This is a genomic window from Mycobacterium neumannii (assembly GCF_048452905.1).
Lineage (GTDB): Bacteria > Actinomycetota > Actinomycetes > Mycobacteriales > Mycobacteriaceae > Mycobacterium > Mycobacterium neumannii_B.
This window is the reverse complement of the sequence record NZ_JBCGVF010000001.1, coordinates 209,923-233,399: the sequence shown is the minus strand read 5'-3', so window position 1 is coordinate 233,399 and position 23,477 is coordinate 209,923. Positions and strand designations below refer to the sequence as shown.

The following is a 23,477-nucleotide window of genomic DNA, read 5'->3' as shown; positions in this document are numbered from 1 at the left end:
CCGTTCTTCACCGCTCTTACGTGAACGTCAGCAGATGCACGGTAGGTTCGCCCTCGTGGCCGAGCTGATGAACCGCCAGATTGTGTTGCGCCGCAGACCCGTCGGGCTGGTCCAGCCCGCCGACACCGAGTTGATCACCACTCCTGCGCCCGAGCCCGCCGACGGTGAAGCGTTGGTGCGCACGACCTACGTCGGTATCGACGCCGCCGCCCGCACCTGGCTGAACGACCAGCCCGGCTATCTGCCTCCTGTGCAGCTCGGGGAGGTCATCCGCGCGGCAGGCATCGGTGAGGTCGTGGCGTCCCGATGTGATGCGTACGCCGTCGGCGACGTGGTGACGACGCTGACGGGTTTTCAGGAATACGTGATCAGCCGCGACGACATCTTCACCACGCCGGTGCCCGGTCCCGACGTCGACCAACTCGCGGTGATGTCGGTGTACGGCCCGACCGGCGCGACGGCCTACTTCGGAATGGTCGGGATCGGCAAGCCACAGCCGGGGGAGACCGTGGTGGTGTCGGCGGCGGCGGGTGCCACCGGTTCGGTCGCGGGCCAGATCGCTAAGATCGCCGGGGCCCGGGTCGTCGGCATCGCCGGCGGACCGGACAAGTGCCGCGCGGTCGTGGAGGATTTCGGGTTCGACGCGTGCATCGACTACCGCGAGGGCGACCTGCCCGCGGCGCTGAAGCAGCACTGCCCCAACGGCGTCGACGTGTACTTCGACAATGTCGGCGGGCCGATCCTCGACGCGGTGCTCGGCCGCCTGGCGCACAAGGCGCGGGTGGTGTTGTGCGGTGTCATCTCGAGCTACCTGAGCGGTGAACATCCCGGCCCGTCCAACTACGTCAACCTGTTGTCGAAGACCGCGCTGATGCAGGGTTTCAACGCACTCGACGAATGGGGGCGGTTCGACGAGGCTTTCGGGCCCCTGCGCCGGTGGGCAGACGAGGGACGGCTGGTGCACCGCCAGACGATCTTCAAGGGCATCGAATCCTGCGTCGACGCCATGAACGGCTTGTTCACCGGTGCCAACATCGGCAAGATGTTGGTCGAAATCAGCAAGCCGGGAAGCGGGAAAGTTGCCTCGTGAAACGGTTGGTTGGTCGCGAATCAAAGCGGGTATGACGAACGTCGCAATTGGTGGACACAACACATAGGAGTAGGTGGCATGGGCGCTCGTCGAATCGCTCGGATGCTGAGTCTGGTGGTGCCTTTCGCGGCGCTGCTCGGCGGATCGATTCCCCTTGCGGCGGCCCAACCTCCCCCGCCTCCGCCTCCTGTGCCTGCCCCGCCGCCCGCTTGTCCGGACGTGCAGGTGGTGTTCGCGCGCGGGACCGGCGAGCCGATCGGTGTCGGCGGGGTCGGGCAGGCGTTCGTCGACCAGCTGCGCGCCCAGGCCGGCCCACGGTCCATCGACGTCTATCCGGTCAACTACCTGGCCAGCGGCGACTTCGGTAACCGCATCCAGTTCGCACGCACGGTCGTCGACGGGATCCGCGATGCGGGACAGAAAGTCGAGTCGACGGCCGCGGCGTGCCCCGATACCGACATCGTGCTCGGCGGATTCTCACAGGGCGCTGCGGTCGCCGGATACGTGACTTCCGCTGAGATCCCCGAGGAGATCCCCGCCGAGTACCGCGAGTTCATCCCCGAGCCGATGTCCGAGGAAGTCGGCGACCACGTTGCCGCTGTCGTGTTGTTCGGGCGGCCCTCGGATCAGTTCCTCACCGATGCCGGCGCGCCCGCGATCGTCATCGGACCGTCGTATCAGGACAAGACGTTGGACCTGTGCGCCGAGGGCGACACGATCTGCAACGGCGCTCCCATCGGTCTTCCAAGCTTCGCGCACAACTCCTACATCGTGAACGGGATGGCCGTCGAGGGTGCGGCTTACGCGGTGGCGCGTCTCGAGCCGGCTCCGGCACCCCCGCCGCCACCGGCTCCCGCGCCGGCTCCGGCGCCCTTGGCCGCGCCCGCACCGCCGCCTCCGCCTCCGGCCCCCGCGCCGTTCGCGGCACCCGCACCCGCGCCCGCACCGCCGCCTCCGGCTCCGGCCCCCGCACCTGCCGGCTGAGCGCTCCTCGTCGCGGTCTGCCACTCTCGAGTGGTGGACCAAGACGTGTACGACAAAGGTCGCGAGATCCGCACGGCGGTGCTCGGTGAGGCCTATGTGCAGAAGGCGGCGGACAGTGCCGACGACTTCACCGGGCCGTTCCAGGACTTGGTGACCGAGTACTGCTGGGGAGCGGTGTGGGGACGCGACGGCCTGTCCCACAAGACGCGCAGCATGCTCAACCTTGCGATGCTCGCGGCGTTGAACCGCCCCAACGAGCTTCGCACCCACGTCCGAGGCGCCCTGACCAACGGCGTGACACCCGAAGAGATCCGCGAAATCTTCATGCAGGTCGCGGTGTACGCGGGTGTGCCCGCCGCGGTGGAGGCCTTCCGCACCGCGCGCGCCGCCTTCGACGACGCCGAACAGCGGTAGGCCGCGGCATGGACATCGGATTCGTCGGACTCGGCAACATGGGCTTCCCGATGGCGGCCCGTCTGCGGGCGGGTGGGCATCGGGTAGTTGTGTGCGACGCCCGCCCCGAGGTGGTCGACAGGGCGGTTGAAGGCGGTGCCGAGCGGGCGGCCTCGGTGCGCGAAATCGCCGACCGCGTGCCGACGATATTGGCCAGTCTGCCGACCCCGCAGGCGTCGGGGTCCGTCGCCGCGGAGGTCGCCTGCGGGACCGTCGTCGAGCGTTTCGTCGACCTGTCGACGGTGGGAAGCCAAGCCGCGCAGCGCAACAACGCGCTGTTGGCCCAGCGCGGGATCGCGGTGCTCGACAGCCCCGTCAGCGGCGGTGTGCACGGGGCCGAGGCGGGCACCCTGGCCATCATGGTGTCGGGGCCGCGGGCTCACTACCTTACGTGCGCACCGCTGTTCGAAACTCTGGGGCGGGCGACGTTCGTCGGTGAGAAGCCCGGCGCGGCGCAGACGATGAAGCTCGTCAACAACGTCATCGCGGCGACGACACTGGCTGTCACCGCCGAGGCGATGGTGGCCGGTGTGAAGGCAGGACTCGACGCCCGGGTGATGATCGACGTCCTCAACGCCGGCTCCGGTGGCACTCACGCCAGTCGGGACAAGTTCCCGCGGGCGGTGCTGCCCCGTACGTTCGACTACGGCTTCGCGACGGGGTTGATGGTCAAGGACGTCCGGCTCTACCTCGACGAGGCCAGGGCGCTGGGCCTGCCGACCGAACTGGCCGACGCCGTGGGCCAGGTCTGGGAGGCGACGATGGCCAGCGAGGGAGCCGAATCGGACTTCACGGCGGTGGTGAAACCCATCGAAGCCGCCGCGGGTGTGGTGGTCGAGGGGTGACCCGGTGGCGCCGACGGTAGAGTTCTGCAGGTGAACACGCCGAAGTCGCGCGCACGTTGGGTGCGCGGGGGTCTGGTCGGATCGTGTTCTGCCGTCTTGACCGCGACCGCGCATACGTTCGCCGGCGGTCAGCTCCCCGCGGGATCGGCGCTGATCGTCGCGATGCTGGTCTGCGCCACCGTGGGCGCCGTGGTCGCCCGACCCGCGCTCGACGGTCGTCACGCGCGGCTGCTCGCCGCTGTCGGCGCCCTGAGCCTCGCGCAACTCCTCGGCCATCTGTCCTTCGTCATCGCCGGTGGGCACGTGCATTCGGCCGCTGCCCTCGGGCTGACGCCCGCGATGACCGCGGCCCATATCGGGGCCGCCGTGATCCTGGGAACGGCGATCGCGGCCGTCGAATACCTCTACGTCGTCTGCGTTTCGGTGCTGCAGTGGCTGCGGATCTTCGCCCCGTCCGGACTGCGCCCGCGCGCGCGGCGGGTACACCGTGCCGTCAGAACCGTTGTCGCCGAATCCGTCTTGTTGAGTTACGGGCTCGGCATGCGCGCTCCGCCACTGAGGTTGGCAACGGCGGCTTAGCCCCGCCGCGCACCGAGATCGGCCGCGACAGGCGTCGCGGCTTGCGACTTAACTCACCTCACCTCAATTTCCGGCTCGTCGAGCGTGCTCGCCGGGCCGCCGGCTGAAGGTCCGCCATTCATGACAACGACCCCCACCCTCGGCACGCCCGCGCGTCAGCGTCAGCGCGGCGTGCGTCCTCTGTTACTTCGATTGCATTTCTATGCCGGCGTTTTCGTCGGTCCGTTCATTCTGATCGCCGCTGTCACCGGCTTGTTGTATGCGGTCATTCCCCAGATCGACGACGCGATCTACCGCGAGAAGGTCACCGTCGACAACCTCGGGGAGCACCGACTCCCGCTGGCCGAACAGCTGCGCGCCGTGCGTGCCGCATACCCCGGGGGAACGGTGGAGCAGATCGGCCCGCCCGTCGCGGCCGATGACACCACGCGCGTCGTGCTCGAGGTCGACGACGTTCCGCCTGACTATGCGAGAACGGTATTCGTCGACCCGTACAGCGGCGAGATCCGTGGCGCGCTGACCACCTACGGCCAGTGGCTACCGGTGCGCGCGTGGTTCGACGAGTTGCACCGCAACCTCCATCTCGGTGCCGTGGGCCGCAATTACAGCGAGCTTGCGGCGAGCTGGCTGTGGGTGATCGCGCTGGCGGGTCTGGCGCTGTGGTACCTGCACCGCCGCGACACCAAAAAGCTGCGTCGCATCGCGCTTCCCGACCGCGACAAGACGGACCGTCGCCGCACCCTGTCCTGGCATGGCGCGGTGGGAGTTTGGATCATCGTTGCGCTGCTCGGGCTGTCGGTCACCGGTATCACCTGGTCGCGCTACGGCGGTGAGACGGTCAATCTGCTGCAGGAAAGGCTGAACACCACAGCGCCGTCGGTGGACACCGCACTCATACAGCCGGCCGACACCCACGCGGGCCATGGGCATCACCACGGAGGAGCCGTTGTCGGCGGCGGTGACGCCCCACTGCACGGTGCGGACGCAGCGTTGAGCGCGGCCCGCGCCGTGGGGCTGTCCGGGCCGATGTGGATGTACCCTCCGAGCGGCGACGGCCAGGGTTGGGAAGTCGCGGAGAACAAGCGCGACTGGCCCACCCGGTACGACGCGGTCTCGGTGGACCCCGATTCCGGAGCGATCATCGACCGGGTGAACCAAGCCGAGTGGCCGCTGCTGGCCAAACTCACCAACTGGGCGATCGACGCGCACATGGGTGTCTTGTTCGGGGTCGTGAACCAGATCGTGTTGGCGCTCACCGCGATCGGGCTGGTAACGATCGTCGTCCGCGGTTACCTCATGTGGTGGCAACGCAGGCCGACAAGGGGTTCGGCGTGGGCGGCCGGACGGCCGCCGCTGCGAGGCGTCCTGCGTGGTCTGCACCCGGGGGTGATCGTGTTGCTCGTCGCCGGCGCTGTGGCGGTGGGCTGGGCGTTGCCGTTGTTCGGCCTCAGCCTCGCCGCATTCGTGGTCGTCGACCTCATCATCGCAGCGGTCAAGAAGCAGGGCGCCCAGCCGGAGGCGAAAGTCGATGTCTAACAGAATCTGTCACGCACTGGTACTTCTCATCGCTGTGACCGTCGTGGCGGCTTGCACGGCACACGGCCAACACGACGAAGGGCCGATGGCCTCGGAGGTCACGCTCGCCGACCAGTGGGCCAGTGCGGCCGAGACCGGTATGGCCGCGGTGTTCGGCACGCTCACCAACGCCGGGCACCACGACGCGCGGATCGTCTCGGGACGCTCGGACGCGGCCGGACGGGTCGAGGTGCACGAAGTCGCGACCGATGCGGGGGCCAGGACGATGCGCCCCAAAGACGGAGGCCTGGTCATCCCGGCCGGAGGCTCACACGCCCTGGTGCCGGGCGGTGACCACCTGATGCTGATGGACCTCAAACAGGCGCTGCTGCCCGGTTCTGAGGTGACGCTGACCGTCGAGTTCGAGGACGGCTCTACGATGCCGGTCACCGCCCAGGTGCGGGATTTCGCCGGTGCCAACGAGAATTACCAGCCGGCCACGGGCGGTTCGACACCACACCATGACCATGGGTGACGGCGTGACCGACGGTCGGTTCCACCTCAACCGGCGTCGCCTTCTCGCGGGCGGCGCCGTCGCGGTGGCGGCGGGGGCAACGCTGTCCCACAGCGGTATTGCCCAGTCCGCCGTTCCTGCCGAGGCCGTCGACCGGGCCGTCGAACCGTTTCACGGCTGGCATCAGGCCGGTGTCGCGACGTCCCCGCAGGCGCACGCGTTGTTCATCGCAGTCGACCTCGAACCGCAGCCTCATCGCGGCCCGCAGGAGACGTTGGCAGCTGTGCTGAGACTGTGGACGTCGGACGCCGAACGATTGACTCAAGGCACTCCCGCGCTGGCCGACACCGAACCCGAACTGGCACAACGGCCGGCCAGGCTCACCGTCACCGTCGGTGTCGGACCGCGCCTGTTCGACCGGATCGGGCTCGGGAATCGGCGCCCACAAGCGGTGGCCGATCCGCCGGCCTTCGCCACCGACCGGCTCGAGCCGCAGTGGTGCGGCGGCGACCTCCTGCTGCAGATCTGTGCCGACGACCCGATCACCGTCGCTCACACCAGCCGGGTGCTGCTGAAGAACGTGCGCGGCATGACCCGGCAGCGATGGCGGCAGAAGGGATTTCGGCAAGCAGCGGGCTCGGGTGCGCACAGCATGCGAAATCTGATGGGTCAGGTCGACGGGACCGCCAACATCGTCGACGAGGCAGGTTTCGATCGGCACGTCTGGGACGACGGTGACGACCAGCCGTGGTTCGCCGGGGGTACGACGTTGGTGTTGCGTCGCATCCGCGCGGAGATGGACACCTGGGACGAGCTCGACCGAACCAGCAAGGAACTCAGCGTCGGTCGTCGCTTCGACAGCGGCGCGCCGTTGACCGGGAGCCGGGAAGACGACGTTCCGGACTTCGACGCGGCTGAGGGCGGCATACCGGTGATCCCGCCGAACGCGCACATCGCGCTGGCCCGGCCGCACAGCGACGACGAACGATTCCTTCGCAGGCCCTACAACTACGACGACGCCCCGCCCGCCGGGCGTATCACCGACAGCGGACTCATCTTCGCTGCGTATCAACGTGATCCGGCCGTACAGTTCACCCCGGTGCAGCGACGGCTCGCTGCGGCCGATGCGCTGAACGAGTGGATCACCACGATCGGGTCGGCGACGTTCGCGATCCTGCCGGGAGTCGAGCCGGGTGGCTACCTGGGCCAGACGCTGTTGTCCTAGGCGTCGGATCGGGATTTGGACCCGATGAACGCCGCGCGGGCCAGGGCGATCTGGTAGGGGTAGGCTGGTCGCGCAGCTGGTTTGCCGGCGAACCGATCTCGGAATCGAGGGAGGGCCGTCGGCATCGAGTGCCGCACGCTGATTCGGGTGCGGTGCAAGAGGGAACTCCGGTGAGAAACCGGGACTGTCCCGCAGCGGTATGCAGGAACGACCGCCGCCAACAGCACTGGCCCCGACGGGCTGGGAAGCGATGGCCATTAGGTGCACGACCATGTGCGAGCCTGCGAGTCCGAAGACCTGCCAGATGTACCGGGCGCGCCGCGTCCGGTGGTTCATCGCCTCGTGGAATGGGCTGTGGCCGAAGCGGTTTGCTCATGGCGTGACCGCGTTCGGCACGACACCCTGCGGCGATGAACATCCGCCGTACCGATGAGGACGTCGTCATGACCGCAACACCGTTCTATGCCACCACTCTCGGTTCCCCGCGCATCGGGCCTAACCGTGAACTCAAACGAGCTCTCGAGAAGTACTGGGCCGGCACCGTCGGACGCGACGAACTCGAGTCTGTGGCTGCCGAACTGCGCCGCGACACCTGGGAGGCACTCGTAGCGGCCGGGCTGGATTCTGTTCCGGTGAACACCTTCTCCTACTACGATCAGATGCTCGACACCGCCGCCCTCCTGGGTGCGTTGCCTCCGAGGCTCGCGGACATGTCCGATGAACTGGACCGCTATTTCGCTGCCGCGCGCGGCAACGATGAGGTCGCTCCGCTGGAGATGACGAAGTGGTTCGACACCAACTACCACTACATCGTGCCCGAACTGGGTCCGGACACGCATTTCGCGCTGAACCCGACCAAGATCCTCGGCGAACTCGAAGAAGCTCGCGCCCAGGGTATTCCGGCTCGTCCTGTGGTCATCGGACCGATCACGTTCCTGGCCCTGAGCAAGGCGGTGGACGGAGCGGGCACGCCGGTCGACCGGCTCGCCGAGTTGACCGTGGTGTACGGGGAGCTGCTGGCACTTCTCGCCGAGCAGGGCGTCGAGTGGGTGCAGATCGACGAACCCGTTCTGGTGACCGACTTCGTCGCCACGGCAGCAGAATTCGCTGAGCGCACATACGCGCAGCTTGGGGGGCTGACCGAGCGGCCGGCGATCTTGGTGGCCACCTACTTCGGCGAGCTCACGGATGCCTTGCCCGCGCTGGCACGCACGCCGGTCGAAGGGATCGGTGTCGACCTCGTCGCGGGCGGCGTGTCCGCGGTCGCCGCGGTGCCCGAACTGGCTGACAAACTGCTCGTTGCCGGCGTCGTCGACGGCCGCAACATCTGGCGCACCGACCTGGATTCGGCTCTCGGCACCCTGACAACACTGTGGGGGTCGGCCCAGCACGTCGCGGTCTCGACGTCGTGCTCGACGCTGCACGTTCCGTACGCGCTCGACGCGGAGCCCTCTATCGACGGCGCCTTGCGGAACTGGTTGGCGTTCGGCTTCGAGAAAGTGACCGAGGTCGTGGCGCTCGCCCGCGGCTTGCAGCACGGACGCGATGCGATCGACGGTGAGATCGCGGCGTCCAACGCGGCCATCGCGTCGCGGCGCGCCGATCCGCGGTTGAACAACGGCGATGTGCGGGCGCGGATCTCGGCCATCACCGCGTCCGGTGCCGAACGCGGACCCGCCGACCGGCGCCGCGCAGCGCAGCAGGCGCGGCTGAACCTGCCCGTCCTGCCTACGACGACCATCGGGTCGTACCCGCAGACATCGGCGATCCGGGTGGCCCGAGCGGACCTGCGCGCGGGCAAGATCGACGCCGCCGAGTACAAGCGCCGGATGCAGGCGGAGATCGCCGACGTCATCCGGCTGCAGGAGGAGATCGGCCTGGACGTGCTGGTGCACGGCGAGCCCGAGCGCAACGACATGGTGCAGTACTTCGCCGAGCAGCTCGACGGATTCTTCGCCACACAGAACGGCTGGGTGCAGTCCTACGGCAGCCGGTGTGTTCGCCCGCCGATCCTGTACGGCGACGTCAGCCGACCCGAACCGATGACGGTCGAATGGATCACCTATGCGCAGTCACTGACCGACAAGCCGGTCAAGGGCATGCTGACCGGGCCCGTGACGATCCTGGCGTGGTCGTTCGTGCGCGACGACCAGCCGTTGGCGCAGACGGCGGCTCAGGTGGCGCTGGCGATTCGGGACGAGACCATCGATCTGCAGTCGGCGGGTATCGCAATCATCCAGGTCGACGAGCCCGCGCTTCGCGAGCTGCTGCCCCTGCGGTCCAAGGACAAAGATGCCTATCTGCGCTGGGCGGTCGACGCATTCCGGCTGTCGACATCGGGTGTCGATGACTCGACACAGATCCACACGCACCTGTGCTACTCGGAGTTCGGCGAGGTGATCGGCGCAATCGCCGATCTCGATGCCGATGTGACGTCCATCGAGGCGGCGCGTTCGCACATGGAGGTGCTCGGCGACCTCAACGCGGCCGGGTTCACCAACAGCGTCGGCCCCGGCGTGTACGATATCCACTCGCCGCGGGTACCCACGGTCGGCGAGATGGCTTCCGCTCTGCAAGAAGCGTTGAATTCCGTTCCTGCCGAGCGTCTTTGGGTGAATCCGGACTGCGGGCTGAAGACGCGCAGGACAGATGAGGTGACCGCCTCGTTGCGCAATCTGGTCGCCGCCGCGGACGACGTTCGTCCGCACTGATCACAGCGTGACTGCACGCGCAGCCGACGATACTCCGCACGGCTAGAAGGGGCTGCTGTTCTGCTGCCAGCGTGCCTCTTCGGGGCGCGGGCCGAAGCGGCGGATGTAGTCCTCGTGCATCCGCGCGTCCTTCTTGCGCTTGATCTCGTCGACCAGGTTCTGGTCCAGGCCGTGCTGAGTCAGACGGTGGCGACGCCAGATCTTGTTGAGCGCGAGTGCCATGAGGATCGCCCAAATGTAGATCGGCGCAGTCATTTCCAGGTGCACATACAGCGAGGCCGGAAGCAACCAGAACGGGGCCAGCACGAACAGGGGTGGAATCGCCATCCGGATCATGTGGCGGCGCAGCGCGCCCGGACCGGCCAGGTCGCGCGCCACCCACTCGCGCATGGAGTCCGGAAGCCGGCGCCCATACGAATAGGTGATGTATTGAACGATGTTGGGACGGGCGGCAGCCACGAATCCTCCTTGAGTAGTCAGTTGTCGAGTGCGCCCGCGGCGAGGGCGGCGGTGTTCACACGGTTCAACACGTTGCGAAGCGTTTCGAGTTCGTCGAGGTCCACACCCAGGCGCTCGACGACGGCAGGCGGTATCTCCAGCGCGCGGCGCCGTAATCGCACACCTTCCTCGGTGAGCCGCACGTCCGTGGCCCGTTCGTCGACGGCGCTGCGTGCCCTGCTGATGAAGCCGAGCGACTCGAGGCGTTTCAGCATCGGGGACAGTGTCGCCGAGTCGAGTTGCAAAGCGCTCGCGATGTCCTTGACCGACAGCGGTTTCGCAGGCGGCTCTGCGGCCTCTGAGGTCTTGTAGTGGTCCCACAGCGCCAGCATGACGAGGTACTGAGGGTGGGTGAGGCCGAGCGGTTCGAGCAGGGGGCGGTATATCGCCAGCACGGCCCTGTTCGTGACCGCCAGCGCGAAGCAGACTTGCTGCTCGAGCGCGAGCGGGTCGACCCGGGCCGGAATTGACGTGGACACAACTCCATCGTGGCCAAATAGTTAGTGTGCTAGCAATGTACTTCTGGTCACACGGGGTTTTGTCCGAGAGCGGGCGGTCGATCCTTGTCGAATGTCAACGCCGAACGACCCGCCCGCTACTCCGATGGACGCCACCAAGGCGACCCAGGAACAACGTGCGCTGCAGGACGACCTGGACCACCGCGACGACGATCCCGAGGCCCCCGGTGGGCATCAAGACCGGCACGACGTCGCCGACGAGACCTGACTAGGTGTTCGCTGGCACCCCTAACGCGAGCACCGCGGCGTCATCCTTGACTCCGGGCCCGAAGCTGGTCAGGAGTTCCTTCAACGCGGAGACGATTGTGTCGGCGGTGGCGGGTGCGCGAGCGTCGACAAAGGCGAGCAGGCGCCCTCGTCGTCGTAGCGCTGACGGCCGATTCCGGTGCTCGCCTCGGTCAAACCGTCGGTGTAGAGCACCAAGGTGTCCCCGGGCGCCAGGTGGAACTTGTGAGCGACGAACCGCGCGTCATCGGTGATCCCGGCGGCATGGCCACCGACGGTGTCGGCGTAATAGGCCGATCCGTCGCCGCTCAGAAGCAGCGGCGGGGGATGACCCCCGCTGGCCAGGGACACGTCGAAACCGTCGCCGCGCATGGTGAGGCTTCCGTCGATCACCGTGCACAGCCGATTGCCGCCGATCTCGACGTCCTGCATCAGCACCGAATTGAGTACGTGAAGCGCCTTCACCGGATCGTGGTCGGCGACCGCGGCAGAGCGAAGCACGTACCGTGCCAGACCGGCGACCACGGCGGCGTCGACGCCCTTTCCGGCGACGTCACCGAGGAAGAAACCCCACGTGGAGCGTGACAGCGGGAACAGGTCATAGAAGTCGCCGCCGACGTCGTCGTCCGACGCGGTGTGGTAGTACGCGGCGGCGTCCAGTCCCGACGGCGGTGCGAGAAGCGGCGGAAGCAGTGAGCGGCGCAGGGTTTCGGCGAACGCCTGAACCCGGCTGCGCTCGGTCTCGGCGCGCTCGCGCTGCGCCAGCAGCTCCTGCTCGTACGATCGGCGATCCTTGGCGTCGACCGCGCTGACGCGCAACAGTTCTGGATGTCCTTCGGCGTCGTACCTCATATTGGCGGTGAGGAATATCGGGAGCCGCGTACCGTCGGCGGTCAGAAAATCCAGCGTCACGCCATCGAGTTTTCCGCTCATTCGCAGGATCGCTCGGAAATGGGTTTCGTAGTGCAAGCGCCCGCCGACGGTCAACAGGTCTGTGATCAGCTTGCCGTGCAAGTGTTTTCGCTCATAGCCGAGCCAGTTGGCCAGGGTCGCGTTGGCTCGGATGATGCGGCCGTTGGGATGGGCAATCGCGTTTCCGGTGGGCGCGTTCTCCCAATGGTCGTCGAGATCTAACTCGGTCATGTCGGTTGGGCGAACTCGGCGATCGCTTGGGCCGTGGCGTCCGGATCGCTGACGTGGGGACAATGACCGGTCGCATCGAGTGTGACCAGCCGGCTACCGGAAATGTGTTGGTGTACATAGGCTCCGACGGATGCCGGCGCGATCGCGTCCTCGGAGCACTCCAGGATCAGCGTGGGTACCGAGACCCGCGGTAGGTCGGCGCGGTTGTCGGACAGGAACGTCGCGCGGGCGAACACCCGCGCGCAGTCGGGATCGGTTCGGCAGAACGACGCCTCGAGTTCCTCGGCGAGCTCCGGCCGGTCGGTATTACCCATGATCACCGGGGCCATGGCATGCGACCAGCCAAGGTAATTCAGTTCCAGGGACTCGAGAAGTTCGTCGATGTCAGCCCTCGAGAACCCGCCGCGGTAGCCGTCGTCGTCGATGTAGCGAGGCGACGGAGTGATCATGACGAGCTTGGCGATCCGCTCGGGCTCGGTGATGACCGCGAGGACACCGATGACCGCTGCCACGGAATGCCCGACGAATACCACGTCGCGCAGGTCGAGATCGCGCAGAATGTCGACGATGTCGTCGGCGTAGCCGTCCAGCGACGAGTACTTGGTGTCGTCCCACGCTTTGGGGTCCGAGGCCCCGGAGCCGACGTGGTCCATCAACACGATGCGAAAGTCCGACTGGAGACGGTCGACGATGAGCCGCCACAGGTTCTGGTCACACCCGAAACCGTGAGCTAGGAAGAGCGTCGGACCGCTCTGGCTTCCCACGATCTTGATGTTGTTCCTGGTCCAGACGTCCATGACCAGCAGCTTAAAAGCCACCGACCATCGACTGTGCCTCACACCGCCACCCGCCTGGGCTGTCAGCGAGTTTCGGCTGGTCATAACGGGGGTATACGTGCTCGATCAGGTTCAGAACCGAGAGCCCGCTTTGAATTCTTCGATGGACGGACGACTCGTGGCTGGACCAAATTCCGACTATTCCGATGTGACGGAGATGTTCCGTCATCTCAAGACCCTGGCTGAGGGTTCGGGTGCCTATCACCGACAGCGCGATTTGATCTGCGAGCGTTGCCTGCCGCTGGCCGATCACATCGCACGGCGTTATCGCAATCGCGGTGAATCGCATGAAGATCTCGTGCAGGCAGCGCGTGTCGGGCTGGTCAATGCGCTCAACCGGTTCGATGTCGACAACGGAGCAGAGTTCCTGTCGTTCGCCGTACCGACGATGATGGGCGAGGTCCGACGGCACTTCCGTGACCACGCATGGGCGGTGAAGGTTCCGCGCACCGTCAAAGACCTTCAGATGCGGGTGAACAAGGCCACCGCGAAGCTGGCGCAGGGCCTGGGGCGCGCACCGACCGCGAGCGAAATCGCCGAGGATCTCGGCGTCGATCGCGAACAGGTGGTGCAAGCGGTGATCGCCGGGTCGAACTATTCGACGCTGTCGACCGACATACCGGCGATGCGCGGTGACGATTCGGCGTCCATAGGGGACAGTTTCGGCGGTGACGACGAAGGCTTCGACAAGGTGCTCGACGTCGAGACCGTGCGGCCGTTGATCGCGGCCCTACCGAGCCGCGAACGCGACGTGCTGACGCTGCGCTTCTTCGAGGACATGACGCAGAGCCAGATCGCGGCGCAGGTCGGTTGTTCGCAGATGCATGTGTCACGCCTGCTCGCAAAGGCGTTGGAGACGTTGCGAAGTCAGGTCAAAGCATCTTTCCTCGCCGCTGCGAGCTGAGTTTTTCCTACGCCGACCCTGGAACGGCAAGGCAAGCGGAAAGCTAGTGGGCAACCCTGCTGCGAATCACCCGCTTGAGCGCTTCGATGTCAGATTCGATCTGCCGCGAAAGCCAATACACGAGTACGAACCCGGCTATCCCCCCAATGCACAGCACCCGGATCGGCACGATGACTTCGGCGATCTCGCCAGAGGTCAGGAATGTCACGGCGACGACGCCGAGCAATGGTACGGAAGCCGCGATTGCGAGATAGCTCGGCAGTCGACGGCTCAGCGCCTTCAGTTGCTCGGCCTCGTGCGGGCTTGTCCGGCCGTGAGCCACCAATTCTGGATAGATGCTTCGTACGACGAAGAACGTCAATAGAAAGAACGGGTATGCGATAGCGATTGCGCCGCACACCGTGATTGACCCGAAGAAGTGGATAGCAGATCTGCCAGGGATTCCGCCCGCTGCGAACTGCATGGTGAGGGGAAACATGAGTGCGGCCACCATCCACAAGCCAAACACCACGGCCACGACCCGATCAGCGACGAGGATGCAGTCGTGGCGCGCACGGGTCACCGTTTCCTCGGGTGGTGCCGGCCCACGTCGTAGGCGCCGCGGAACAAGGATGACCCGACGGCACCAATAGATCAGCACGGCGGCGCCGAGCGGAAAGAGAATTGAGTTCGACAGCGTGGTGACCAGCATGAACCGGTCCTGCGCCTGCTCGGAGAGCGGACTGACGATAAGCAGGTGATTGTGCTGGATGTTGTATGCGCTGGCGAGCAAGTTCGGAATAAGTACCGCCAGCAGGGCAATTGGCAGAAAGAACGGCCGCAGCCTCAGCCGCCAGCTTCGCGCAGGCGGGTCCAACAGGTCACGAGCTTGCGGGTCAAGACACAGCTGGAATTGCTCCGCGAGTTCGGCGCCCGAGGTCCAGCGCTGATCACGATCGGCGCTCAATGCCTTCAGAAGTACCCTCTGCAGTGCAGCGGGACAGTTCGCAGGTACAGCGGCGATGGCCGTCGGCGACACCCCTTGTGCGCGCGTGGCGAGCATCAACTCGAGCGCGGTGATGTCACCGATCGCTCCGGCTGCCCTCGCCCGAGCGGCGTGAGCCGTGGAATCATCGAACGGTTTGCCGCCGGTCAGTAGTTCCCACAGGACGACCGCGAGGGAGTAGATGTCGCTGCGGGCATCGAGGTTCGCCATGTCCTGCGTGTGCCCGGGCTGACAAGCCAATAGTTGTTCGGGAGACATATAGGGCAGGGAGCCGCCGAAGTATTCGAACGGGCTTGCGCCCGTTACGTTGCGGGCGAAGCTGATGTTGAAGTCCGCCAGTTTGGGCGTGCCGTTTGGGGCGAGAAGGACGTTCGCCAGCTTGATATCACGGTGTATGACACCTCGTGAGTTCGCATAGTGCAATGCCTCAGCCAGACGTTTTCCTAGCCACGCGACGGTGTCTGGCCAGGGGAGGGCTGCGAGTTCGGTGCGGGTCGATGACTCTGTGGGACGAACTACCCCGCGTGCTTCGAGTGCTTTGTCCACCGCGTCGAGCAACGCCTGACCGGTCTCGGGTGGCTTGTTCACACGATGAACCGATTCAACAACTTCCAGCAGCGTCCCACCGGGCAAATACTGCATGTACAGCAACCGCCAGTTGTGGTCGCGCAGAATCCGCTGGTCGTAGACCCGGACGATGTAGTCGTGATCTAGTTGGGCGAGCGTTTGCGGTTCATGGCCCTGGTTCGCCGATATCTTCACCGCAACCAGCCGTTGCATCGACCGTTGGCGGGCCAGGAAGACTCTCGCGAATGCGCCGGTGCCGAGTTCGATCAGCAGATCGAAGTCGTCGAGCCGCTGACCGACCTCGATCTGTGAGAGGCGGGTCGATGGGCTGAGCCCGGCGAACGATGGTTCGTATGTTCCGGTACGAGTTCCGCATTCGCCGGCGGCACCTGTCGCCGCTTGAGATTGAGTCAATTCGAACGGATAGTCGGCGGTCGAATCAGTCATGACAACCTCGTTCCAGGTCGCCTTATCGTATCGGCGGGCGGAGTGGCCCAGGGGTTCTTGACACAACCCCGGCCGAAGTGTGCCGATTTCTGCAGCGGGGCCGGTACTTTTCGAATCCACGACCCTGCCGCGAAATGGAGTCGGAGCCCCCTGTCAGGATTGAACTGACGACCGCTCGCTTACAAGGCGAGTGCTCTACCACTGAGCTAAGGAGGCCTGCGAGCCTCGAGTTTATCGGGTCACCGGTTAGGGGAACTCCGCTCCCCGTGACTGTCAAGGACGATCTGCTCAGCGACTTCCCGCACGTGTATCCCCGACTCGAGCGGCCCGAGGTCGAAAGGCTACTCACGCTGCTGGACAAGAGCGCGAGCACCGAAGGCGGCCTCGGCCTCAGCATCGCCACCGCCATCAAGCCGCTGGTACCTGAGGTTGCTGCGCGGATCGAATCCTACAAGCAATCCGACGTCGACGACTATGTGCGGATGCTGCGCGGCGCGGCTGTGCTGCTGCTGCAGCGCTGGCAGCCCGAAGACCAACCCCCCACTCCGGAGAGCGTGTCAGCGGCGGTTCAGACCATCGAAGCCGACGCCTGAGCTCACTCCTCGACGTCGATGATGCGTTGAGAGGTCACCGTCCTCGACGTCGAACGGGCGCGCGGCCGGCGACCGGGCAACGGGATCCGGTCGGCGATATTGCTCAATGGGTTCACGACTTGGCTCAACGTCACGACGGCGTCGTGGAGCGCATCGATCGTCGGCGCCAGCGCCTCGAGGCCGGGCGCCAACCGGTTCAGCGTGTCCGCGACGTCGGCCAGCTTGAGCAGCGGACCGTTCGGATCGGTGAGCGTGTCCAACAGGCCGTCCTCGGCCAGTAAGCGGTCGGCCACGCCGTCCTCGCGCAGTACCCGCTCCACGAGGCCATCGTTGGCCAGTAGCTGGTCGGCCAGCCCGCCCGGGGCGATCACCCGCGACAATGCGCCGTCGTCGGTGGTCATCCGGTCCACCAGGCCGCCTTCGGCCATCAGCTGGTCCACCAGGCCGCCGGGGGCCACGGCCCGGGCGACCGCACCGTTCTCCGCGGTCACGCGATCCAGCAGGCCACCCTCGGTGGTCAGCTGATCGACCAGTCCGCCCGGTCGAAGCAGCCGGTCCAGGGGTCCGTTGGGTGCCAACGCCCGGCCCAGCGGTGCGTCGTCGTCCATCAGGCGTGCCAGTCGGTTCGCCCGCTCGACCGCGTCGTTCAGGCCGAGCATGGTGGCGAACGACGCCGATCCGGGCCCACCCTCGACGGCGTCGCCGAGCGTGCGCTGCGCCATGCTCACCGCCCCGGTCGCCATGGCCAGGCCCGCGTCGGCGACAGCCAGAGCGGCTCGTGCCGGTGCGGTCGCGATATCGGTCAGCGCTTTGCCGAAGTTCATCACCTCAGTCTATGGACGGCGCAAAATCAAGAACTCACAGAAAGTACACAGCCTGCTGGCAGGAACATCACCGGCGAGAGATAGACAGTGAGTAGGTGGCCATGCCTGCGCTACCCGAGAACACACCGGAGGCCAAGGTCCTCGTCGTCGACGACGAGGCCAACATCGTCGAGCTGCTGTCCGTCAGCCTGAAGTTCCAGGGGTTCGAGGTGTACACCGCCTCCAACGGAGCCGCCGCGCTGGACAAGGCGCGTGACGTACGCCCGGACGCCGTCATCCTCGACGTGATGATGCCCGGGATGGACGGTTTCGGGCTGCTGCGACGACTGCGCGCCGACGGTATCGACGCCCCAGCGCTGTTCCTCACCGCACGCGACTCGCTCCAGGACAAGATCGCCGGCCTCACCCTCGGCGGCGACGACTACGTGACCAAACCGTTCAGCCTCGAAGAGGTGGTGGCCCGGTTGCGGGTGATCCTGCGCCGCTCCGGCCGTGGTGTCGAGGAGCCTCGCAACTCGCGGTTGTCCTTCTCCGACATCGAACTGGACGAGGACACCCACGAAGTCTGGAAGGCGGGGGAGCCGGTCTCGTTGTCGCCGACGGAGTTCACGTTGTTGCGGTACTTCATCATCAACGCGGGGACGGTGCTGTCCAAGCCCAAGATCCTCGACCACGTCTGGCGCTACGACTTCGGCGGCGACGTCAACGTCGTCGAGTCCTACGTGTCCTATCTACGCCGAAAAGTCGACACGGGCGAAAAGCGCCTGTTGCATACGTTGCGCGGCGTCGGGTACGTGCTCCGCGAGCCGCGGTGACGCAGAACCGGACGCGCGCCGACAATGAGTAGATGACCGCACGCGTGCCGCTGAGGGTGGCGCTGGTGGCGGCCACCCTGTTGCTGGTGGCGTGCGGTCTGCTCGCATCCGGCGTGGCGGTCACCACGATCCTGCGCCACACGCTGAGCAACCGCGTCGACCAAGAATTGATCGACGCTTCGCGAGGGTGGGCCCAGGCGCCGCGCCAGGGGTCCGACGGTGTGCTGGAGAGCCCCAACCCCGCACGGCCACCGACGAATTTCTATGTCCGCGGCGTCGGAGCCGATGGACACATCTGGATCGCCGTCAACGACCGAGATGCCGAACCGGCACTGCCCGCCGACAACGACGTGGGCTCCGAACCGACCACCATTGGCTCGCTGCACGGCTCCGACGTGCAGTGGCGCGCGATGACGGTCCGTAGCCCCGACGGGGTGGTCACCGTCGCCGTCGACTTCTCCGCTGTGCAGACCACAGTGCGCGAGTTGGTCTACGCACAGGTGGGGATCGGGCTGGCGGTGTTGGTGGTGCTCGGGGTGGTCGGGTATGCAGTCGTGCACCGCAGCCTGCGTCCACTGGTCAAAGTCGAGCAGACCGCGGCGGCGATCGCGTCGGGCGATTTCGATCGTCGTGTCCCTCAGCGTGACCCGCGCACGGAGGTCGGCCGGTTGTCGTTGGCGCTTAACGGCATGCTCGCCCAGATTCAGAGCGCCATGGCGGCCTCGGAGGCGTCCGCCGAGCAGGCCCGCAGTTCCGAGGAGCGGATGCGACGGTTCATCACCGACGCCAGCCACGAGCTCCGCACACCGTTGACCACCATCCGTGGATTCGCCGAGCTGTACCGGCAGGGTGCGGCACGCGACGTCGAGATGCTGATGAGCCGCATCGAGAGCGAGTCCGGCCGGATGGGTTTGCTTGTCGAGGACCTTCTGCTCCTCGCCCGCCTCGATGCACAACGCCCGCTGGAGCACCGGCGCGTCGATCTCCTGACGCTGGCCACCGACGCCGTCCACGACGCGCAATCCACCGCCCCCAAGCGAGCTATCAGGCTCGAGGTGCTCGATGGGCCCGGAACCCCGGAGGTTCTTGGCGACGAAGCCCGACTGCGCCAGGTGCTGGGCAACCTGATGACGAACGCGCTTCAGCACACCCCCGAAACCGCCGGGGTGACGGTACGGGTGGGCACCGCGGGTGACCGCGCGGTGCTGGAGGTGTGCGACGAGGGGCCGGGTATGACGGAAGACGACGCGCAGCGGGTGTTCGAACGGTTTTATCGCGCAGACTCGTCACGCACTCGGGCGAGCGGCGGCACGGGGCTGGGATTGTCGATCGTTGACTCGTTGGTTCTCGCTCACGGCGGATCGGTCGACGTGAAGACCGCGCCGGGGCAGGGGTGCACGTTTCGGGTCAGCCTGCCGCGCATCGCCGATGTGGCGGCTCAGGTCAGCTGAGCCAGCGCCGCCTTGATCTTGGCCTGGGCCTGGTCGAGGGATTCCGGTGACGGGTTCTGGTCGGCGTTGGCGAACCCGAAATCGGCCAGGTCGTTGGTGGGGAAGACGTGTACGTGCAGGTGCGGCACCTCGAGTCCGGCGATGATCACACCGGCCCGTTCGGCGGGGAACGCCTTGACCACGGCCTTGCCGATTACCTGAGACACCTCCATCACGCGGCTGAAGACTGCCGGCTCGACGTCCTGCCAGTTGTCGATCTCGGCTCGCGGCACAACGAGCGTGTGGCCCTGGGTGATCGGGGCGATCGTCAGGAAGGCGACGATGTCGTCGTCCTCGTAGACGAACCGGCCTGGTAGCTCCCCGTTGATGATCTTCGTGAACACACTCGCCATGGCGTCGAGCATAGTGAGCGACGCGCCGCGGTCGGGGGCGCGTCGGCTATCCGCCGCCGTCAGCTTCGTCCGGCGGCCGGATTTGGTCGTGGAGCTCGGCAACGGACCAGGGCGGGGTGTCGTGGTGGTCGCGGTAGGCCAGAATCGTCGGCGTCGGCCTGTCGAAGCGCCCGACGAAGCCGCCGGCGGCGATGAAGATCTGTCCGGTCACGTCCTTGGCTAGGTCACCTGCCAGATAGGCGTAGGTCGGCGCGACGTACGCCGGCGGCGCGGCATCGAGGGCACCCTGCATGCTCACCTCGTCCAGCAGGCCGCGACGGTTCAGGTCGGCGATGCGTGACTCGTAATCCGCTCCGGTCGAAAGCCGCGTCCTGGCGCCGGGACAGACGACGTTCGCGCGCACGCCGTGCTCTTTGAGTTCGGCGGCGATCGCCAGTGTCAGCCCGTTGACACCGCCCTTGCCCGCCGGGTAACCCGTACCGCCGTAGTCGCCGAGGAACGCGAACGAACTCGTGTTCACGATCGCGCCTCCGCCCTGAGCGACCATCCTGGGTGCGGCGGCTCGGCAAGTCTCGAAGGCCGTATTGAGATGTGCGTCGATCAGCTCGCGAAACTGGCCCGACGTGATCGTGAGGATCGACGACCCGACGGGCTCGGCTGTGCCCGCACAGTTGATCAGGATGTCGATGCGACCGAACTCCTGAACGCACGTGTCGATCAGGACGTCGGCAACCTCAGGATCGGCGGGCGAGCCGGGGACTCCGTGCGCGCCCGGAATCCGTTGCGTCGCTTGCGTTACGGCCTCCGGATCGCGGCCGTTGACGACCACCCCAGCACCATGGGCAGCGAGCAGTTCAGCCACTGCCAGCCCGACGCCCCTCGAACCGCCGACGACGACGGCGCCCCGCCCGTTCAGGGACGGGCTACTTGCCATCCGTTGACTGGCCGTCCGCCTGGCCGAACTGCATCATGTCCATGTTCCAGTAGCCCCGAAGGCTGGTGAGCAGTCCGGCGTCGTTGACCTTGTAGGTGAACACTCCGCGCACCGTGCTGGTCATTCCGTTGTCGAACTTGCTGCGCAGCACCAGGATATGAGCTACCTCGTGCGGCGAACTGGACGGGAACGTCTCTTCGCAGGTGATCCGCAGGTCGTTGGAGGCGATGTTGGCGTCGTAGAATCCCGACACCGCCTCCTTACCGCGAATGCCCGTGCCATCGGGGTTGGTGAAGGACTGCCCGATCGGATCCTCGATGACGACGTCGTCGGCCATCAGAGCCAACCAGCCCTCTTTGTCATGGGAGTGCACGCATCTCCACGAATTGTGGGAGGCCGCCAAAGCCGGTGTCTTCTCGACGGTTTCCTGAGCCATGAGCTCTACCGGTCGTCGTCGGTGTAGCGAATGACGCCGCGGATGTTCCTGCCCTCGAGCATGTCGGAGTAACCGTCGTTGATCTGTTCCAGCTTGTACTGCCGGGTGACCATGTCGTCGAGGTTCAGCTTGCCCGCCTTGTACATCGACAGCAGCTGCGGGATGTCGTAGTGCGGGTTGCCGCCACCGAAGATGGTGCCCTGGAGGTTCTTCTGCATCAGGGTCAGCATCGCCAGGTTGAGGTTCACCTCGGTGTCGAGCAGGCTGCCGATGGCGGTGACCACGCAGGTGCCGCCCTTGGCGGTGAGGTTGAGGTAGTTGTCGACGTCCTTGCCGTGCAGCTCACCCACGGTGACGATCACCTTTTGCGCCATCAGGCCCCAGGTGACCTCTGCGATGCCGGCCATCGCCGACTCCCAGTCCGGATATGCATGGGTGGCACCGAATTTCAGCGCCTGATCGCGCTTCCACTCCACCGGGTCGATCGCGAAGATGCGGCGCGCACCCGCGGCGACGGCGCCCTGCAGGGCGCCCATGCCGACGCCGCCCACTCCGACGATCGCAACATCCTCACCGGGCCGGACATCACCGCTGCGCACCGCCGAGCCGTAACCCGTGGTGACACCGCAACCGACCAGGCAGGCGACCTCGAACGGGATCGACTCGTCGATCTTCACGACCGAACTGCGGTGCACGACCATGTACGGCGAGAAGGTGCCCAGCAGCGTCATCGGGAAGACAGGCTGCCCCTTGGCGTGGATACGGTGCGTGCCGTCGGAGACCGCGGTGCCGCCGAGGAGGCCGGCACCCAGGTCGCACAGGTTGCGCATCCCCGCCTGGCACGAGGGACAGTTGCCACAGGACGGGATGAACGACAGCACAACGTGATCGCCAGGCTTGAGGTCTTCGACGCCCGGACCGACCTCGGTCACGATGCCGGCACCCTCGTGCCCGCCCAACACCGGGAAGCCGCCCATGGGAATGCCGCCGGTCACCAGATGGTGATCGGAGTGGCACATCCCCGACGCTTCCATCTGGATCTTGACCTCGTCCTTGACGGGGTCACCGATCTCGATCTCCTCGATCGACCACGGCTGGTTGAACTCCCAGATGAGAGCGCCTTTTGTCTTCATTGGAACGTGCCTTCCGCTAGTACCGGTGACCTCAGACTAGAGGCAGTAGTTAGATAGGTCACACCCACCCCCAATCAACTGCTTGGCCGGGTCACCAGATCGGCACCGGGGCCTGGCCGAGGGGGTAGTAACCGGGCAACTTCTCGCCGGCCAGGGAGCGTTCGATGCGCTTCTGCATACCGGGCGACAGGTCGCCGGACTCGATCAGCTTCGCGTACCCCTTGGCGACGTGGCCGAAATCGAAGAAGTCGCGCTGCCATTCGATCTTCAGGTCGGCATTGAGCCGAAACCAGCTGCCCCCGATACCGTAGATCTCGTCTGTGGTGCCGTCGGACTTGTTCGCGACCTGCTTCCAGAATCCGACGATCTCGCCCTGCTTGTCGTCTACGAGCACCTTCTGGTACTCGTAAACCCAGTTCTCCAGGCCCTCCATCTCCAAACCCAAGGCGATTTCGCGAATCTCGTCTACGCCGACACACATCACGTCTTCCTTGGGGCCGATGTTCCAGCCGTAGGTCGCGTCGTCGGTGTAGAACTCGGCCAACGGTTTCCAGTCGCCGTTGCGTTCGGCGTCCCGGTTGGCCTCCAGCCACTGCTCGACCCAGTTGTCGAGCGATTCGCGGGGTAGTGACGGCATTGTCTACTCACTTTCGCTTTCTTGGTTCTTGATCATCAGTGCTTGGGTAGGGCACATGTCGACCGCGTTCTGTATCTCGTCGCGGGCGTCGTCGGGCGGTTCGGCATCGAGGATCTCGACCTTGCCGCGTTTGGGCACCCGGAAGTAGTCGGGCGCCTCGAGCTCACACATCGCGTGGCCCTGACACAGGTCAAGATCCACTTCGACTCTGTAGGAACCCATC

The 23,477-nt window shown here is 66.0% G+C and carries 25 protein-coding genes, 1 tRNA gene, 1 pseudogene and 1 riboswitch; of the genes and pseudogenes, 14 read left to right on the top strand and 13 right to left on the bottom strand.

The features are described 5' to 3' along the window. Nucleotides 1-55 precede the first annotated feature (55 nt). The 9 genes and pseudogenes from AAHH99_RS01035 (at nt 56) to metE (ending at nt 9,916) form a co-directional block, all read left to right on the top strand. On the top strand, nt 56-1,090 hold the full coding sequence (locus AAHH99_RS01035; RefSeq protein ID WP_418767028.1) for an NADP-dependent oxidoreductase: 1,035 nt from the start codon (nt 56-58) through the stop codon (nt 1,088-1,090). Nucleotides 1,091-1,168: 78 nt separating this feature from the next. Beyond that, nucleotides 1,169-1,909, top strand: a pseudogene (locus AAHH99_RS01030) (cutinase family protein); the annotation flags it as partial. A gap of 198 nt (nt 1,910-2,107) precedes the next feature. After that, on the top strand, nt 2,108-2,488 hold the full coding sequence (locus tag AAHH99_RS01025) for a carboxymuconolactone decarboxylase family protein (RefSeq protein ID WP_066844520.1): 381 nt from the start codon (nt 2,108-2,110) through the stop codon (nt 2,486-2,488). 8 nt (nt 2,489-2,496) lie between these two features. Beyond that, on the top strand, nt 2,497-3,372 hold the full coding sequence (locus AAHH99_RS01020) for an NAD(P)-dependent oxidoreductase (protein ID WP_418767027.1): 876 nt from the start codon (nt 2,497-2,499) through the stop codon (nt 3,370-3,372). Between the two features lie 30 nt (nt 3,373-3,402). Continuing rightward, nucleotides 3,403-3,951, top strand: coding sequence for a hypothetical protein (locus AAHH99_RS01015; protein ID WP_418767026.1), 549 nt, complete (start codon nt 3,403-3,405; stop codon nt 3,949-3,951). A gap of 120 nt (nt 3,952-4,071) precedes the next feature. After that, nucleotides 4,072-5,487 (top strand): PepSY-associated TM helix domain-containing protein, encoded by a 1,416-nt coding sequence (locus AAHH99_RS01010; RefSeq protein ID WP_418767025.1) that lies wholly within the window; start codon nt 4,072-4,074, stop codon nt 5,485-5,487. Further along, nucleotides 5,480-6,001 carry a copper chaperone PCu(A)C gene (locus AAHH99_RS01005; protein WP_418767024.1) on the top strand — a complete coding sequence of 174 codons (522 nt, stop codon included), beginning with the start codon at nt 5,480-5,482 and terminating at the stop codon, nt 5,999-6,001. Before AAHH99_RS01010 ends, AAHH99_RS01005 begins: the two co-directional genes overlap by 8 nt. Then, nucleotides 5,994-7,205 carry a Dyp-type peroxidase gene (locus AAHH99_RS01000; RefSeq protein ID WP_418767023.1) on the top strand — a complete coding sequence of 404 codons (1,212 nt, stop codon included), beginning with the start codon at nt 5,994-5,996 and terminating at the stop codon, nt 7,203-7,205. Before AAHH99_RS01005 ends, AAHH99_RS01000 begins: the two co-directional genes overlap by 8 nt. A 128-nt stretch (nt 7,206-7,333) precedes the next feature. After that, nucleotides 7,334-7,525, top strand: a riboswitch (cobalamin riboswitch). A 123-nt stretch (nt 7,526-7,648) separates the two neighbouring features. Next, on the top strand, nt 7,649-9,916 hold the full coding sequence (metE, locus tag AAHH99_RS00995; RefSeq protein WP_418767558.1) for a 5-methyltetrahydropteroyltriglutamate--homocysteine S-methyltransferase: 2,268 nt from the start codon (nt 7,649-7,651) through the stop codon (nt 9,914-9,916). 42 nt (nt 9,917-9,958) lie between these two features. On the opposite strand, the gene AAHH99_RS00990 is transcribed toward metE, so the two are convergent. Next, nucleotides 9,959-10,375 (bottom strand): DUF5313 domain-containing protein, encoded by a 417-nt coding sequence (locus AAHH99_RS00990; RefSeq protein ID WP_064348016.1) that lies wholly within the window; start codon nt 10,373-10,375, stop codon nt 9,959-9,961. A 17-nt stretch (nt 10,376-10,392) separates the two neighbouring features. Beyond that, nucleotides 10,393-10,893: a MarR family winged helix-turn-helix transcriptional regulator gene (locus AAHH99_RS00985; RefSeq protein WP_418767022.1), complete on the bottom strand. Its 501-nt coding sequence runs from the start codon at nt 10,891-10,893 to the stop codon at nt 10,393-10,395. 91 nt (nt 10,894-10,984) lie between these two features. Between AAHH99_RS00985 and AAHH99_RS00980 the strand changes: the two genes are divergently transcribed. Further along, nucleotides 10,985-11,140 carry a hypothetical protein gene (locus AAHH99_RS00980; protein ID WP_418767021.1) on the top strand — a complete coding sequence of 52 codons (156 nt, stop codon included), beginning with the start codon at nt 10,985-10,987 and terminating at the stop codon, nt 11,138-11,140. Nucleotides 11,141-11,220: 80 nt separating this feature from the next. Here AAHH99_RS00980 and AAHH99_RS00975 read toward each other — a convergent pair whose 3' ends face one another. Further along, on the bottom strand, nt 11,221-12,300 hold the full coding sequence (locus AAHH99_RS00975) for a SpoIIE family protein phosphatase (RefSeq protein WP_418767020.1): 1,080 nt from the start codon (nt 12,298-12,300) through the stop codon (nt 11,221-11,223). Further along, nucleotides 12,297-13,097, bottom strand: coding sequence for an alpha/beta fold hydrolase (locus AAHH99_RS00970; RefSeq protein WP_418767557.1), 801 nt, complete (start codon nt 13,095-13,097; stop codon nt 12,297-12,299). Before AAHH99_RS00970 ends, AAHH99_RS00975 begins: the two co-directional genes overlap by 4 nt. Before the next feature lie 142 nt (nt 13,098-13,239). Between AAHH99_RS00970 and AAHH99_RS00965 the strand changes: the two genes are divergently transcribed. Continuing rightward, the gene (locus tag AAHH99_RS00965; RefSeq protein WP_418767019.1) at nt 13,240-14,040 is read left to right on the top strand and encodes a SigB/SigF/SigG family RNA polymerase sigma factor; all 801 of its coding nucleotides are present in this window, start codon (nt 13,240-13,242) and stop codon (nt 14,038-14,040) included. A gap of 43 nt (nt 14,041-14,083) precedes the next feature. Here AAHH99_RS00965 and AAHH99_RS00960 read toward each other — a convergent pair whose 3' ends face one another. Both AAHH99_RS00960 and AAHH99_RS00955 read right to left on the bottom strand, forming a co-directional pair. Then, nucleotides 14,084-16,039 carry a serine/threonine-protein kinase gene (locus AAHH99_RS00960; RefSeq protein ID WP_418767018.1) on the bottom strand — a complete coding sequence of 652 codons (1,956 nt, stop codon included), beginning with the start codon at nt 16,037-16,039 and terminating at the stop codon, nt 14,084-14,086. Nucleotides 16,040-16,183: 144 nt separating this feature from the next. Then, nucleotides 16,184-16,255, bottom strand: a tRNA-Thr gene (locus AAHH99_RS00955). A gap of 50 nt (nt 16,256-16,305) precedes the next feature. Between AAHH99_RS00955 and AAHH99_RS00950 the strand changes: the two genes are divergently transcribed. Continuing rightward, complete coding sequence (locus AAHH99_RS00950) at nt 16,306-16,632, top strand: hypothetical protein (RefSeq protein ID WP_418767017.1); 327 nt, start codon at nt 16,306-16,308, stop codon at nt 16,630-16,632. A gap of 2 nt (nt 16,633-16,634) precedes the next feature. Here the strand turns inward: AAHH99_RS00950 and AAHH99_RS00945 are convergent, their stop codons facing one another. Then, on the bottom strand, nt 16,635-17,456 hold the full coding sequence (locus AAHH99_RS00945) for a hypothetical protein (RefSeq protein ID WP_418767016.1): 822 nt from the start codon (nt 17,454-17,456) through the stop codon (nt 16,635-16,637). A 101-nt stretch (nt 17,457-17,557) separates the two neighbouring features. On the opposite strand from AAHH99_RS00945, the gene AAHH99_RS00940 reads away from it, so the two are divergent. Together AAHH99_RS00940 and AAHH99_RS00935 are read left to right on the top strand one after the other, a co-directional pair. Continuing rightward, entirely contained in the window at nt 17,558-18,271 is a 714-nt protein-coding gene (locus AAHH99_RS00940) for a response regulator transcription factor (protein ID WP_418767556.1), read from the top strand. Between the two features lie 32 nt (nt 18,272-18,303). Beyond that, nucleotides 18,304-19,722 carry an ATP-binding protein gene (locus tag AAHH99_RS00935; protein WP_418767015.1) on the top strand — a complete coding sequence of 473 codons (1,419 nt, stop codon included), beginning with the start codon at nt 18,304-18,306 and terminating at the stop codon, nt 19,720-19,722. Here the strand turns inward: AAHH99_RS00935 and AAHH99_RS00930 are convergent. The 6 genes from AAHH99_RS00930 to AAHH99_RS00905 all read right to left on the bottom strand — a co-directional run bounded on the left by AAHH99_RS00930 (nt 19,710) and on the right by AAHH99_RS00905 (nt 23,476). Continuing rightward, entirely contained in the window at nt 19,710-20,114 is a 405-nt protein-coding gene (locus tag AAHH99_RS00930) for an HIT family protein (protein ID WP_418767014.1), read from the bottom strand. The two genes, AAHH99_RS00935 and AAHH99_RS00930, sit on opposite strands and share 13 nt — an antisense overlap. 46 nt (nt 20,115-20,160) lie before the next feature. Continuing rightward, nucleotides 20,161-21,048: an SDR family NAD(P)-dependent oxidoreductase gene (locus AAHH99_RS00925; protein WP_418767013.1), complete on the bottom strand. Its 888-nt coding sequence runs from the start codon at nt 21,046-21,048 to the stop codon at nt 20,161-20,163. Next, on the bottom strand, nt 21,038-21,484 hold the full coding sequence (locus tag AAHH99_RS00920) for a nuclear transport factor 2 family protein (RefSeq protein WP_418767012.1): 447 nt from the start codon (nt 21,482-21,484) through the stop codon (nt 21,038-21,040). The genes AAHH99_RS00925 and AAHH99_RS00920 overlap by 11 nt, the downstream gene beginning before the upstream one ends. Before the next feature lie 5 nt (nt 21,485-21,489). Continuing rightward, complete coding sequence (locus AAHH99_RS00915) at nt 21,490-22,617, bottom strand: NDMA-dependent alcohol dehydrogenase (protein WP_418767011.1); 1,128 nt, start codon at nt 22,615-22,617, stop codon at nt 21,490-21,492. Nucleotides 22,618-22,708: 91 nt separating this feature from the next. Beyond that, nucleotides 22,709-23,254: a nuclear transport factor 2 family protein gene (locus AAHH99_RS00910; protein WP_418767010.1), complete on the bottom strand. Its 546-nt coding sequence runs from the start codon at nt 23,252-23,254 to the stop codon at nt 22,709-22,711. 3 nt (nt 23,255-23,257) lie between these two features. Beyond that, nucleotides 23,258-23,476 (bottom strand): ferredoxin, encoded by a 219-nt coding sequence (locus AAHH99_RS00905; protein ID WP_418767009.1) that lies wholly within the window; start codon nt 23,474-23,476, stop codon nt 23,258-23,260. Nucleotide 23,477 lies beyond the last annotated feature (1 nt).

What these genes read in the sequence shown, in the direction of transcription:
- metE (WP_418767558.1), top strand. Translation starts at nt 7,649, where the DNA reads ATGACCGCAACACCGTTCTATGCCACCACTCTCGGTTCCCCGCGCATC.
- AAHH99_RS00925 (WP_418767013.1), bottom strand. Translation starts at nt 21,048, where the DNA reads ATGGCAAGTAGCCCGTCCCTGAACGGGCGGGGCGCCGTCGTCGTCGGC.
- AAHH99_RS01020 (WP_418767027.1), top strand. Translation starts at nt 2,497, where the DNA reads ATGGACATCGGATTCGTCGGACTCGGCAACATGGGCTTCCCGATGGCG.
- AAHH99_RS00935 (WP_418767015.1), top strand. Translation starts at nt 18,304, where the DNA reads ATGACCGCACGCGTGCCGCTGAGGGTGGCGCTGGTGGCGGCCACCCTG.
- AAHH99_RS00905 (WP_418767009.1), bottom strand. Translation starts at nt 23,476, where the DNA reads ATGGGTTCCTACAGAGTCGAAGTGGATCTTGACCTGTGTCAGGGCCAC.
- AAHH99_RS00910 (WP_418767010.1), bottom strand. Translation starts at nt 23,254, where the DNA reads ATGCCGTCACTACCCCGCGAATCGCTCGACAACTGGGTCGAGCAGTGG.
- AAHH99_RS00970 (WP_418767557.1), bottom strand. Translation starts at nt 13,097, where the DNA reads ATGGACGTCTGGACCAGGAACAACATCAAGATCGTGGGAAGCCAGAGC.
- AAHH99_RS00975 (WP_418767020.1), bottom strand. Translation starts at nt 12,300, where the DNA reads ATGACCGAGTTAGATCTCGACGACCATTGGGAGAACGCGCCCACCGGA.
- AAHH99_RS00930 (WP_418767014.1), bottom strand. Translation starts at nt 20,114, where the DNA reads ATGGCGAGTGTGTTCACGAAGATCATCAACGGGGAGCTACCAGGCCGG.
- AAHH99_RS00915 (WP_418767011.1), bottom strand. Translation starts at nt 22,617, where the DNA reads ATGAAGACAAAAGGCGCTCTCATCTGGGAGTTCAACCAGCCGTGGTCG.
- AAHH99_RS00965 (WP_418767019.1), top strand. Translation starts at nt 13,240, where the DNA reads ATGGACGGACGACTCGTGGCTGGACCAAATTCCGACTATTCCGATGTG.
- AAHH99_RS01010 (WP_418767025.1), top strand. Translation starts at nt 4,072, where the DNA reads ATGACAACGACCCCCACCCTCGGCACGCCCGCGCGTCAGCGTCAGCGC.
- AAHH99_RS00960 (WP_418767018.1), bottom strand. Translation starts at nt 16,039, where the DNA reads ATGACTGATTCGACCGCCGACTATCCGTTCGAATTGACTCAATCTCAA.
- AAHH99_RS00940 (WP_418767556.1), top strand. Translation starts at nt 17,558, where the DNA reads ATGCCTGCGCTACCCGAGAACACACCGGAGGCCAAGGTCCTCGTCGTC.
- AAHH99_RS01000 (WP_418767023.1), top strand. Translation starts at nt 5,994, where the DNA reads ATGGGTGACGGCGTGACCGACGGTCGGTTCCACCTCAACCGGCGTCGC.
- AAHH99_RS00920 (WP_418767012.1), bottom strand. Translation starts at nt 21,484, where the DNA reads ATGGCTCAGGAAACCGTCGAGAAGACACCGGCTTTGGCGGCCTCCCAC.
- AAHH99_RS00945 (WP_418767016.1), bottom strand. Translation starts at nt 17,456, where the DNA reads ATGAACTTCGGCAAAGCGCTGACCGATATCGCGACCGCACCGGCACGA.
- AAHH99_RS01005 (WP_418767024.1), top strand. Translation starts at nt 5,480, where the DNA reads ATGTCTAACAGAATCTGTCACGCACTGGTACTTCTCATCGCTGTGACC.
- AAHH99_RS00980 (WP_418767021.1), top strand. Translation starts at nt 10,985, where the DNA reads ATGTCAACGCCGAACGACCCGCCCGCTACTCCGATGGACGCCACCAAG.